Annotated in this window: 10 protein-coding genes; 9 read left to right on the forward strand and 1 reads right to left on the reverse strand. The window is 49.5% G+C overall.

Translation table 11 applies throughout. The annotated features are described in order from the left end of the window. The first annotated feature begins 32 nt into the window (after positions 1–32). The 9 genes from MHH48_RS03965 (at position 33) to MHH48_RS04005 (ending at position 11,393) form a co-directional block, all read left to right on the forward strand. Positions 33–926: a sugar ABC transporter permease gene (locus MHH48_RS03965; protein WP_256720821.1), complete on the forward strand. Its 894-nt coding sequence runs from the start codon at positions 33–35 to the stop codon at positions 924–926. Continuing rightward, positions 923–1,807 (forward strand): carbohydrate ABC transporter permease, encoded by an 885-nt coding sequence (locus MHH48_RS03970; RefSeq protein WP_054402320.1) that lies wholly within the window; start codon positions 923–925, stop codon positions 1,805–1,807. Before MHH48_RS03965 ends, MHH48_RS03970 begins: the two co-directional genes overlap by 4 nt. A 54-nt stretch (positions 1,808–1,861) precedes the next feature. Beyond that, a complete protein-coding gene (locus tag MHH48_RS03975; protein WP_076325989.1) occupies positions 1,862–3,247 on the forward strand; it encodes a sugar ABC transporter substrate-binding protein in 1,386 nt (461 codons plus the stop codon). Between the two features lie 132 nt (positions 3,248–3,379). Next, a complete protein-coding gene (locus MHH48_RS03980; RefSeq protein WP_076325988.1) occupies positions 3,380–4,375 on the forward strand; it encodes a LacI family DNA-binding transcriptional regulator in 996 nt (331 codons plus the stop codon). Between the two features lie 313 nt (positions 4,376–4,688). Next, positions 4,689–6,053: a cytochrome ubiquinol oxidase subunit I gene (locus MHH48_RS03985; protein ID WP_076325987.1), complete on the forward strand. Its 1,365-nt coding sequence runs from the start codon at positions 4,689–4,691 to the stop codon at positions 6,051–6,053. Continuing rightward, positions 6,050–7,066 carry a cytochrome d ubiquinol oxidase subunit II gene (locus tag MHH48_RS03990; RefSeq protein WP_076325986.1) on the forward strand — a complete coding sequence of 339 codons (1,017 nt, stop codon included), beginning with the start codon at positions 6,050–6,052 and terminating at the stop codon, positions 7,064–7,066. The genes MHH48_RS03985 and MHH48_RS03990 overlap by 4 nt, the downstream gene beginning before the upstream one ends. Positions 7,067–7,135: 69 nt before the next feature. After that, entirely contained in the window at positions 7,136–8,956 is a 1,821-nt protein-coding gene (gene cydD / locus MHH48_RS03995) for a thiol reductant ABC exporter subunit CydD (RefSeq protein WP_076325985.1), read from the forward strand. Beyond that, the gene (gene cydC, locus MHH48_RS04000; RefSeq protein WP_076325984.1) at positions 8,953–10,677 is read left to right on the forward strand and encodes a thiol reductant ABC exporter subunit CydC; all 1,725 of its coding nucleotides are present in this window, start codon (positions 8,953–8,955) and stop codon (positions 10,675–10,677) included. Before cydD ends, cydC begins: the two co-directional genes overlap by 4 nt. A gap of 308 nt (positions 10,678–10,985) precedes the next feature. Further along, positions 10,986–11,393 carry a FixH family protein gene (locus tag MHH48_RS04005; RefSeq protein ID WP_076325983.1) on the forward strand — a complete coding sequence of 136 codons (408 nt, stop codon included), beginning with the start codon at positions 10,986–10,988 and terminating at the stop codon, positions 11,391–11,393. 100 nt (positions 11,394–11,493) lie between these two features. Here the strand turns inward: MHH48_RS04005 and MHH48_RS04010 are convergent, their stop codons facing one another. After that, positions 11,494–12,390: a LysR family transcriptional regulator gene (locus MHH48_RS04010; RefSeq protein WP_256720820.1), complete on the reverse strand. Its 897-nt coding sequence runs from the start codon at positions 12,388–12,390 to the stop codon at positions 11,494–11,496. Positions 12,391–12,463: the final 73 nt, after the last annotated feature.

Below are 12,463 nucleotides of genomic sequence, written 5' to 3' on the forward strand. Positions count from 1 at the left end.
TTTTCAAAATAAAAAGAAAGGTTGGTGTTTCCGTGACCCATCGCGAAAGCCGGCGGCAGACGTTATACATGTACCTCTTCATCGCTCCATGGCTTATCGGTTTCCTGGTGTTTGCCTTGTACCCGATTCTGTCATCCCTTTATTACAGTTTCACGGACTATGACATTATCCACCCACCGAAATATGTCGGCCTGGCGAACTACACCGAAATGTTTCAAGATGATCTGTTTTGGAAATCCGTTGTGGTAACGGTGCGGTATACGTTTATAAGCGTACCGATCCAACTGTTGCTGGCACTCGGATTTGCGCTCCTGCTCAATACGAAAATACCGTTCCGCGGATTTTTCCGGACCGCCATGTATTTTCCGAGCATGGTATCCGGCGTGGCGATGTCACTGCTGTGGTACTGGATTTTCAATCCATCGATCGGTCTGTTCAACTACGTTCTGTCCTGGTTCGGCATCAGTGGCCCGTCCTGGCTTATGAGTCCGGATTATGCGCTTTACGCTCTGATGATTATGTCCTTCTGGACAGTAGGTTCAGGCATGATTCTGTTCCTCGCAGGACTCATGAGCGTGCCTGCAAGTCTCGTGGAAGCCGCCAAGCTTGACGGTGCGGGACGCTTCCGGATTTTTCTGAATGTGACACTCCCCATGATATCACCGGTGCTGTTGTTCCAGCTGATTATGGGTGTCATTGACTCCTTCCAGGTATTTACGCAAGCGTACGTCATGACCCAAGGCGGTCCTAACTATTCGACATGGTTCTATGTTTACAACCTGTACACCAGCGCCTTCAAAGAATACCGGGCTGGATACTCCTCCGCCCTCGCGTGGGTTCTGCTGATCGTTGTCATGCTGTTTACGGCACTTATAATGAAATTCTCGAACCGTTATGTTCACTATGAAGGAGGCGGACGCAAATGAGAACCATTCCGACAGCCAGTCCTTCGGCTTCACCTTCTACGAATAAACGCCGGCGCAAAATCGATGCCGTAAGCATTGCCAGCTTTATTGCCTTAGTGGTTACTACCTTTCTCATGCTCCTGCCTTTGTTTTTCATGGTTTCGACCTCGCTGAAATCGAAGAAGGAACTCCTTAAGTTTCCTCCGACCTTTTTGCCGGATTCCTGGCAGTGGAGCAACTACAAGGAAATTTTCGAAACGCTAAACTTCGGCCAAATGTACATGAACAGTCTCATTATCGGCACTTTGACCGTGGTCGGCACTCTGTTGTCGTCGGCGCTGGCAGCCTACGGCTTTGCCAGATACCGGGGCAAGGGCAGCAACCTGTGGTTCATGTTGATGCTCAGCACCATGATGCTTCCTTATCCAGCGATTATGATCCCGCAGTTCATTCTTTTTTCCAAGCTGAACTGGATCGATACGTTCTTGCCGCTGATCGTACCTGCATTTTTCGGCTCGGCATACAACATCTTTTTGCTGCGCCAGTTCTTCTCCACGCTGCCGGATGAGTTGTTTGACGCCGGACGCATGGACGGTTGCAGCGAGCTGCGGATGTGGTGGCGGATTGCCTTGCCTCTGTCTGGTCCGGCACTTGCAACCGTTGCCATCTTTGCCTTCATTTACAGCTGGAACGACCTGCTGACACCCGTGCTCTACCTAAGCTCATCGGATAAATTTACGCTTCCGGTCGGTATGTCTTCCTTCACCTCGTCACGTTTTCGCATTCCGCCGTGGCATCTGCTCATGGTTGCCTCCGTGCTCGCCATGCTGCCGATTGTCACCTTATTTGCGATAGCCCAGAAACGATTTGTTGAAGGAATTGTACTTACAGGCATCAAGTAAAGACCCTGCCGCAGCGGCGGCAAACAAACTTGAGTATATGGGGGACTGTAGTTCATGAAAAAAAGAAGGATTAAAAAGACCTATACACTTCTGCTTGCGTTCAGCATGCTCGTCGTATTGGCATTGTCCGGATGTACCGGCGGCAAATCAGCGGGAGAAGTGGCTCCCGAAGGCAAAGGCGACAGCGGCGGTTCTTCAGGCGAGCAAGTAACCATTACGCATTACACGATGGATTCGGAAGACCGGACTTTTATTGAGAAGCTGGTTCCGGACTTTGAAGCCAAGCACCCTAACATCAAGGTCCGAATAGAAAAGGCCCCTTACGAGCAGTTTGATAGCAAGCTGCAAACGCTGATCGCTGGCGGTAAATCGCCTGACGTGACAAGCCATTATGGCTACGGCGGTTTTGCGGAATATTTCAACAAAGATATGCTGCTTGACATGAACGACATTATAAAGGAAGACGGCTTTAAGGCATCCGATTACAGCATCCCGGAAGACCTCATGGACATCTATACCATCAAAGACCATGTATACGGGATTCCGGTCAATATGTATGTGACCCTCATGCTCTATAACAAAGACATGTTTGATGCTGCCAATGTTCCTTATCCTCCAAGCGATTACGAGGACAAGAGCTGGACGTTTGATAAAATGGTTGAAGAAGCCAAGAAAATGACGCATGTATCCGACGATATCGCTAAAACACAGTATGGCGTCGACTTTACATGGTCCGAACGCGATATGCGCCCGCTGTATTTCGGCGTTGAACCCTACTCCCAGGATACCTGGACCAACGGCGGCGTGCCTTCGGAGACACACTTTGATTCTCCTGAAGTGATGGCAACCTACAACAAACTGTTTGACCTGATTTTGAAGGATAAGGTTTCCCCGACGACGGAATGGAGTAAGAGCGTAGCCGGGCAAAATGGCGATGCATTCGTAACCGGCAAGGTTGGCATGACCGTCAGCGGCTCCTGGAGCCTTGCAGGCTCCAATGACTTTCCGTTCGAGGTCGGCGTGGCTGCAGTTCCTGCTGGCGGCAACGACAAGATCCGCAGCGTGCTGTTCGTCGATCCACTCTTTATTCTGAAAGGTTCCAAGCATCCGAAGGAAGCTTTTGAATGGATCAAATATCTGGTCAGCGAAGAAGTTCAGGAAAAATCCATTGACCTGAGCGGCGGCAATCCACCTGTCAATACGAAGGCAGCTGAAGCTTATTACAAGCATTTTGAGGGCATCGATCCGGAAGATGTGAAAAAGGTTTATGAAGGCGCTGTGAAATACGGTTTTGAATCCTATAATCACTTGATCACCAACTACTCGCAAATCAATGACATGTTCATCAACGAAATGCAGCCGATCGATACCGGACACAAGACCGTTGAAGAAGTGATGCCAACGATTCAGAAAAAAGTCATGGAAATTATCAAACGTTAATGCAGACTATGGTACCGCCCCGAATGGGGCGGTGCATCTGTTAATTTAGCTTCGCGGCCAGGCCTCCGTCCATGTATACTAGTGTTAAGCCAATGTAAACGTACGGAAAATCCGCCGCAAGGAGTATAAACAATGAAGGTTAGTATATTTGACGTAGCAAAAAAATCAGGCCTGTCCGTTGTAACGGTTTCACGTGTCTTAAACGGTGCCGAATCTGTTCGAGAGAAAAACAGACAAAAGGTTCTGGAAGCCATCAAGGAGCTTGATTACCGTCCTAATGCTGCCGCTCGGAGTTTAGCCCGCGGTAAGACAGGGATTGTCGGTTTGATCGTGACCACCCTTCAGGACTCCTTCTTCGACGCTGTGGTCAAGGAGTTGAATGAAGTGCTGGCACTTCACGGTTATTTCCTGGCCATTTCGGTCTCTACGGGCATAGGCTCTGACGAAGCCCATTATCTGATTCAGGAAGACCGCGTGGACGGACTGATTCTGCTCTCTCCAATGGAAGAAGACAACTATATCGTGGAATTGAAACGGCGCAATATCCCTTATGTCCTGATTGACAACCAGAAGCCGGATAATGACGCTTTTTCCGTCACCATAGACAACTACAAAGGCGGTTATACCGCAACGAAGCACCTGCTCGATCTCGGCCATACTTCCATTGCGCATTTAAGCGGGCAGGATATGTTCCGCAGTACGAGGGAACGCCGAAGCGGCTTTCTGCAGGCACTTAAGGAAAAGAACCTGGCGCCGTTCGAAATGATTACGGGCGATTTCGAAATCGACTTTGGTTATGATATCTGCCGCAAATGGCTGCAGGAAGGGCGACTTCCTTCCGCCGTATTCGCAGGCGATGACAATATCGCGCTCGGGGTCATGAACGCTCTTCTGGAAGAAGGCATCCGGATTCCAGAACAGGTAGCCATTGTCGGCTATGACGATCAGTATATCTCATCCAAGCTGCGCCCCCATTTGACAACGGTCCGGCAGCCTACTGACCGGATTGGGCTTGCCGCAGCGGAAATGCTGCTGAAGCGTATGGATGGTACGATGAAACGCGGGGGCAATGTTCGGATTGACCCTGAACTTATCGTGAGAGAATCTACGGTTATACCTGCAGAATAGTCAGTTGTTTCATTCAAAGAAGAGTGCCTGGTCCCCGTATTTACGGGGACCTTTTCTTTTTTATCGAATGTACGAGTAGATGAGCATGCAGCTTCAAATACCATACATCGGTTAATAGATCAATGACTCGATAGAGTGATTTTTTTGTTTTTCACCGAGTTGTCGGAAAGATACGATTGTTTGTTGAACGAGAGGCTTTCGTGATTCATTTGAGACATTGCTTCGTTATAATAACGTTTAAATATCGGGTATGTACTTATTAGGGTCAATCCCGATCAACGAATGAACAGGGTTTGAAAGGAGGCAGTATCTCGTGGTTATAGATACGGTGCTGTGGAGCAAATGGCTGACAGGGCTAACCTTGGCGTTTCATGTCATTTTTGCCACGGTTGGCGTCGGTGTTCCGTTAATGATTGCCATTGCCGAATTTGTCGGTATACGTAAGAAGGATCCCCATTACATGCTCATGGCCAAAAGATGGTCGCGAGGATTCGTTATTTCGGTGGCGGTTGGCGTGGTGACTGGAACGGCGATCTCCTTGCTGCTCGCGCTTGTTTGGCCGAACTTTATGCAAGTGGCGGGGAATGTTATCGCGCTCCCGTTATTTATGGAGGTTTTTGCATTCTTTTTTGAAGCCATTTTCCTGGGGATATATATGTACACGTGGGATCGGTTCCGCAACCCGTATATCCATTGGCTGCTGACGATTCCGATTGTTGCCGGGGCAGGCATGTCCGCTGTTTTTATTACGACGGTGAACGGATTCATGAATCAGCCTGGAGGCTTTGTCATGGAGGCAGGCCACTTTACGGCGGTTAACCCGCTGCAAGCGATGTTGAATACGGCGACGCCTTCAAAAGTATTCCATGTACTAACCTCGGCCTATTTGACGGGAGCTGCCCTACTGGCAGGAATCGCAGCCTACGTGATTCTGAGAAAAGGGACCTCGGCATATTACAAGAAAGCATTGAAGCTCATGATGGCGGTTGTTCTGGTGTTCAGCTTGCTGACAACCTTAGCCGGGGATATGTCGGCCAAGTTTTTGGCGGAGCATCAACCGGAGAAGCTGGCCGCTGCAGAATGGCATTTTGAAACGGAAAGCGGTGCGGATTTGATATTACTGGGCTGGCTTAATGCGGAGCAGAAGGTAATGGGAGCCATCCACATTCCGAAAGCGCTCAGCTTCCTGGCCTTTGGGGACTTTGATGCCGAGGTAAAGGGGCTGGAGGAGTTTCCGCTTGATGAAAGGCCGCCTCTGCTGGTCCATTATTTGTTTGATTTCATGGCCGGGATCGGTTTTGTTATGTTAGCCGTTGCGGTCCTGTATTTCCTGTTTTTGTTCTGGAAGAGACGCAATGAGCTCAACAAGTGGCTGCTTCGGGCCATTGTTTTTAGTGCGCCTCTCGCATTTTTGGGCGTTGAAATGGGCTGGTTCTATGCGGAGCTCGGGCGGCAGCCGTGGATTATCCGCGGATATATGCGCGTAGAGGAGGCGGCTACGACTTCACCGAATGTGAGGATTCTCTTTTTCCTCTTCCTGCTACTGTATATTGTTCTTGGGACCATGTGTGTCTTTGTCCTGAGACGTTTGTTCCGTAACAAACCGGCAGAAGCCGAGCTGGACGAGTTCGTGAAAGAAAAACGCGATCAATCCACAGGAAAGGGTGAGCCGGTATGATCCATTACGAGTTGATAGGCATCTCTGTTCTTTGGCTGTTTTTATACGGCTATTTAATTATAGCTTCCATTGATTACGGCGCCGGTTTTTTTGCCTTCTATGCCCGTCTGACGAAGCAGGACCACCTGATCAATCGATTGATATCCCGTTATTTATCGCCGGTCTGGGAGATTACCAATGTGTTTTTTGTTTTTTTCTTTATCGGCATCGTCGGTTTTTTCCCGGACACGGCCTATTATTATGGCTCTGCGCTGCTTATACCGGGGAGCATCGCCATTATTCTGCTGGCGATCCGCGGCTCCTTTTACGCGTTTGAAAATTACGGCTCCAAAGAAAACATCGTGTATCTGTTTTTATATGGGGCCACAGGTTTGCTCATTCCGGCTTCCTTGTCGGTAGCATTAACGCTTTCCGAAGGCGGTTTTATTGTGGAAAGAGGTGGAGCTGTTTCTCTGGAATATTGGACGCTGATGACGAGCCCGTTGTCGTGGAGCATCGTCGCATTGGCCATCGTATCGGTACTATTTATAAGCGGGTCGTTCCTGGCCTTCTACGCCTCCCGAGCGGACGATCAGCCAGCGCTAAAGCTGGTGCGGACATATGCCCTGTTCTGGAGTACGCCAACCATTATTGCCGGGCTCACGGCATTTATTTTCCTCAGTCAACATAATGAGCGGCATTTTCAAAACATGATGGATTTATGGTGGCTGCTGGCGCTTTCCGTTGGTTTTTTCATGATAGCCATTTGGCTGCTGTACAAAGGACGCCGCTACGGACTCGCTTTTATTTGTGTCATGCTGCAATTTTTCTGTGCATTTTTTGCATACGGTATCGGGCAATATCCTTATATTCTGGATCCGTACATTACCATTCAAAGCGGAGCCACGCATGAGTCGATGGGTGCTGCGCTTGTAGCGGCCTTTATCGGCGGCCTCTGCCTGCTGATTCCGTCCCTTATACTGGTCTTCAGGCTATTCCTGTTTGATGCGGATTATGTAAAAGGCAAAAAATAATAATCGTGCGTGGGTATCACTTCATTCAGGAGTACCTTGCAGTGGTTTGGTATAAAGGAGGGGAGTTACTTGAAGGGGAAAACCAGTCTGCTGTCTCAGCAAATGTCCGCACAAAGGAAATGGTTTATTCTCTTGGGGATTATGTCGCTTGCGCTCGGTGCAGCCATGACAGGCCAGGCCGCGCTGCTCGCCGAAGCGGTCCAGAGGATTTTTGTGCAGCGGGCTTCCTTTTCGTCGGTTGTTGTCATACTTGGCGCATTGCTGGCTGTGATGGCTGCGCGGACGCTGCTGTCTTATGGAAACGGGATCATTGGCTTGCACATGGCTGCAAGCGCCAAGACGGAGATGCGAGCAGCGGTGCTGCGTAAGCTGGCCCATGCTTCCGTAGCTTCAACGCTTCGTGGACAAACGGGCGGAAAGGTCAGTGTGGCGCTGGATGCGGTGGATGAGGCGGACAGTTATTTCAGCCAGTATATGCCGCGTATGATAGAAGCCGCCATCATTCCCGTCCTGATTCTGGTCATTGTTTTTACTAAGCATATGAATTCCGGCTTGATTATGCTGGTTACCGCCCCCTTTATCCCGATTTTTATGGTGCTTGTGGGGCTGAAAACGAAGAACAAATCGGAGGAGAAATTCGCACAGCTGGCCGAGTTTTCCGGTACGTTTCTCGACTCTCTTCAAGGGCTGGTTTCGCTCAAACTGTTTGGTCGGACCGATCATCAGCAACAGGAAATTGAACGCAGCAGCCTGGGCTATCGGGATGCAACGATGGGCATTTTACGGATTGCGTTTACCAACACCTTCATGCTGGAATCCATCGTTATGCTTAGCATTGGCGTTGTCGCGCTTGAGCTGGCGCTGCAGCTGCTGGTTTTCAAATCGCTTTCCTTCCACACTGCCTTTTTGATCCTGCTGCTGGTGCCCGAGTTTTATAGCCTGCTAAAAAACACGGGAACTGCTTTTCATAGCGGTCGTACCAGCATGGGGGCTGTCCGAAAAGTAGAGGAGATGCTCACGGAAACAAGGGAAGCAGGAGCAGTGACAGATGGGCAAGAGGGCGCCGGGAAAAAGGACAGAACAAACAGGGGTGATCAGATGGATACGGCGGATAAGCCTGAGACAGCCGACTTGGGTTTGATTCGGATGCCGCCATCCATCGAACTGAGGGATGTCCGGTTTCGGTATGCGCCGGATTCGTTCGAGCTTGCAGCCGGCTCCATGTCGTTTGGACCAGGGGAGCAAATCGCCATTGTCGGTAAAAGCGGATCCGGTAAAACCACTTTGCTGCATGTGATTGCCGGGCTGCTTGCGCCGACGTCGGGAGAAGTGCTGGTGAACGGACGTCCGCTTGCGCAATACGATGAGGTTCACTGGTTTGATCATGTTAGCTACATTACCCAGCATCCGTATATTTTTGCCGGCACGTTTGCCGACAATATTGCGATTGGTGCGGGCAGGGACGCCTCCAGGGGCGAAGTCGTGCAGGCAGCGGAGGCCGCCGGACTAGCTGCGGTTGCAGCCGAGTTGGAGCAGGGCTATGACACCTTTGTCGGCGAAGGGGGCCGGGGGTTGTCGGGCGGCGAGAAGCAGAGGCTAGCGCTGGCGCGTGCTTTTTTGAAGCGGCCTGCCGTTATTTTGTTTGATGAACCCACCGTCGGATTGGACTTGCACACCGAACGCGTCTTACAGCGGTCCATTGCCGAGCTTGCAAGCAAGGCGACCATGATTACCGTGGCGCACCGCTTGTACACGATACGGCATGCCGACCGAATATTGTTTATGGACAACGGAGTGCTGCTGGACAGCGGGTGCCATGATGAGCTTCTTGCGCGTCTGCCCCAATATGCTGAAATGGTGGATGCCCAGCGGAAAGGGGGACTCGCATGAATGAGCTGGCTATTTTAACCAAGGCGATGATTCAGGAACGGAAGGATATTGCCATCGCCATCATCGGAGGATTCGTTGCCGGCATCGCAGGTGTATGCCTCTTCGCCGCAAGCGGGTATCTGATCTCCCAGACTGTATTTGCCCCGCCTCTCTATACCTTGATTGTGCTGACGTCCCTGGTAAAAATACTTGGTCTGCTGCGGGCGGCAAGCCGCTATGCGGAACGCTTGTATTCCCATCGGGCGACATTCTCTCTGCTCAGCCGTTTGCGTACATCCTTTTTTGCCAAGCTTGTTCCTTTGACGCCAGGGATATTGGGCAAAAAACGGAGCGGAGAACTGCTCGCACGGATCGTCGGGGATGTGGAGAGCTTACAGCATTACTTTCTGCGTGTCGCCTATCCGCCTGTCATTGTTGTCATGGTCTTTCTGGCTACGGTTTTGTTTACTTCCGCCTTTTCATTCTGGATTGCCTGTTTGTTTGTGCTGGGGATGCTGGCAACGGCTTTTGTGGTTCCTGCACTTGTTCTTCTTGGACAGAGAAGGATATATGGCCGCGTTCGCCAAGAGCGAGCGGCGCTTTCCACAGAAGTGACCGAACTGCTTTACGGTTTCCGCGATTTGAAAGTATACGGGCAAATGAACAAGCGCGAGCAGCAGCTGCAGCGTACCTCCGCCGCATTGGCAGCGGAACAGCAAGCGGCAGCCCGGCACTTGCTGCGCGGGCAATTACTACATGTTTTTGTAACGTATCTGATTTCGTGGGGCGTACTGATTCTTGGCGCCTATTTGATTATGGACGGCTCGCTTGCCGGCGTGTTTCTCGCCATGCTGGTCATGGCTTCGCTTACGGTGTTTGAAGAAGCTGCACCAATGGCCACACTGCCCGCTTATAAGCTGGATAGCGAACATGCGGCTAAGCGGCTTGCGGAAACGGTTCTTGCCGCAGATAGGCAGCCGCCGCAGCCAAGCGGTGTCCTTTCCGTCGAGAAAGCCGTTTCCATTGAGCTAAGCGGTGTTTCATTTCAATATGAAGATGAATGGCGTCCAGCGCTGAAGGACATTTCCCTCTATCTTCCGCCGGGGTCTAAAACCGCTATTGTCGGTCCGAGTGGATCAGGGAAAACAACCCTCATCGAATTGCTGCTCAAGCTGCGCACACCGACAGAAGGCCAGATTCGTTTAAATGATACTTCGATTAAGGAACTGGATGAAGCGAGCATTTGGCAAGCCTCAAAGGTAGTGCTGCAGCACAGTCATTTCTTTCGGGGCACCGTTCGGGACAACCTGCTGTTGAATGAGGAACATCATTCCGATCAGGCGTTGTTGGTTATGCTGGATAAAGTACAGCTGCCGAATAAGTCTCTGGACGATATGGTATATGAAAAAGGGGAGAACTTGTCGGATGGAGAGAAGCAGCGCTTAGCCTTGGCTCGGGCGATGCTCCGAGAAGGACGGTTATGGCTTCTGGACGAACCGACGTCTTCACTGGATTACGTTACGGAGCAGCGTGTTTTTCGGCATCTGTTGGCGCAAGCGGTTAACGATACGCTTCTTCTGATTTGCCATCGGCTGAACGGCTTGGAAGAGATGGACCGGATTTTGGTGATGGACCAAGGCAGAGTCATTGAAGCGGGCACGTATTTAGAGCTGATGGAGCAACAGGGATATTTTTATGAAATGAAACAAATTGAGCTGCAAATGATCGGCGAAGATGGGTAGAACGAGTGTGTTAGCATGAACTGTTGTGGAGCACGCCTACTTATAGTTTCGATTTAGAAAACCTTTATGTTTAGCGTTTGATATAATACAAATTAGCTTTTGAAATATAATCGGAAGTACAAAAAGAAGTCGATGAATCGGGCTTCTTTTTTTTTTGTTACTGATGCAATTGGAAACTACCTTCTATTACCATATATACTTATTATTTATATATCGGACATATAATATATTATTTCTTAATGACTTGTCTCTGTATACTTAGGATGCACCACGAGATTTGGACTATACGAGATTTGGAGATGATTCGTTTGAGAAGAAGTGTGCTGCCCTTGATTGCAATTGTATGTTTATTGATCTCTGCCGCCTGTTCCGGCGTTGGCGGGGGAGAGGCCAAAGAATTGGAAAAGCTGCAAGTTGAAGTGAATCCTGTTCAAGACGTCCTCGTATCCGGCCGCGCCATTCTCATAGATGCCCATATAACGAAGGGAAGCGATCCAATCGTCGATACCGCGCGAGTCGAATTCGAAATATGGAAAAAAGACAGCGCCGAACATGATATGATCACTGCCATTCCAGACCAGGATGGGAATTACCGGATTAAAACGCTGTTCTCTGAAGGCGGGGAGTATTTCGTCAAAGCCCATGTGGAAAATGAAGGGGCATCGGTAACGACGAGTGAAAAGAAACTGGTCGTTCATAACGATGAGATGAGCTAAGAATCACCGCTTATTAATGGATAGTACCATTTGGAGGAAGCCGGAAAAAACGGCTTCCTTTTTTAATCGATAAACGACCATTGACCATTTCAGCGTGGATCTAGCCTTTTTTTGCGATCGAAATAAAATCGCGGATGAATCCCTCCAGATCATCTTTATCATGAGAGCAGAGCACGATTTTGTTGGTAAAACGGACGCCAATGACATCCACTTTAGCTAATTCTCCCCGTTTGATGAATGGACTGGCCACAAGAGAGGATACAAAACTGACGCCATATCCGGCGACCACAGCCTGGATGGTTTCATTAAGGCCGTTAAATTGCAGTTCGATCTTTGGTGGGCTGACATCTTGAACGCTGCACAGCTCAAGGAGCCTCTTTCGGGTCGTGCTGCCTTCCTCCCGCATAATAAATGGCTCTTTCACCATGTCTTCCATGGAAATTTGCCTGTTGGCATACTTATGATTCGGCGCAACCACAAATTTGAATTCGTCTTGATATAATTCCAGGCAATGGAGGGAATGGTCATTCTGGTTTGTAATTTCGCTATTTCCAAAGATGGCGATATCCGCCTCGTAATTCGTCAATCTTTCAAGTGCAACTTGTGAATTCACCGTCGTGATTTCCACTTCCACTTTCGGATACCTTTGCTTGAATAAGGAAGCCCACTTGGGGATCAGAACGCTGGTCGCCAGGTAATTTCCGGAGAGCCGAAGTTTTCCCTGCGGATGTTGATGATAGTCTTCAATCATGGTTTCGATTTGCTCTTCGAGAAGAAACAGCTTTTCGGTGGGTTTAAACAGCTTTTGGCCAAAAGAGGTCAAAACCAGGTTTCTTCCTTTTTTCTCAAATAAAATGACGTTGTACTGTTTTTCAAAATTCCGAATTTGGGCAGAGATGGCAGGCTGGCTGATATTCAGCCTCTTGGAGGCCTCGGTAACGCTTCCGGCAAGAGCGACGTTATAGAACAGCATCAATGCATGCAGATTGAGAGACAATCCCATCACCTTCTATACATTTTGTTAATACATAATATAAAACATATATTTTTATTTTATACATTGCGGACGT

Origin of the sequence: Paenibacillus sp. FSL F4-0100 (assembly GCF_037993005.1) — a bacterium.
In the GTDB taxonomy this organism is placed as follows: Bacteria; Bacillota; Bacilli; order Paenibacillales; family Paenibacillaceae; genus Paenibacillus_AQ.

Excerpts from the sequence above, each read along its gene's own strand:
- MHH48_RS03980 (WP_076325988.1), top strand. The coding sequence starts at position 3,380 with ATGAAGGTTAGTATATTTGACGTAGCAAAAAAATCAGGCCTGTCCGTT.
- MHH48_RS03975 (WP_076325989.1), top strand. The coding sequence starts at position 1,862 with ATGAAAAAAAGAAGGATTAAAAAGACCTATACACTTCTGCTTGCGTTC.
- cydC (WP_076325984.1), top strand. The coding sequence starts at position 8,953 with ATGAATGAGCTGGCTATTTTAACCAAGGCGATGATTCAGGAACGGAAG.
- MHH48_RS03990 (WP_076325986.1), top strand. The coding sequence starts at position 6,050 with ATGATCCATTACGAGTTGATAGGCATCTCTGTTCTTTGGCTGTTTTTA.
- MHH48_RS03970 (WP_054402320.1), top strand. The coding sequence starts at position 923 with ATGAGAACCATTCCGACAGCCAGTCCTTCGGCTTCACCTTCTACGAAT.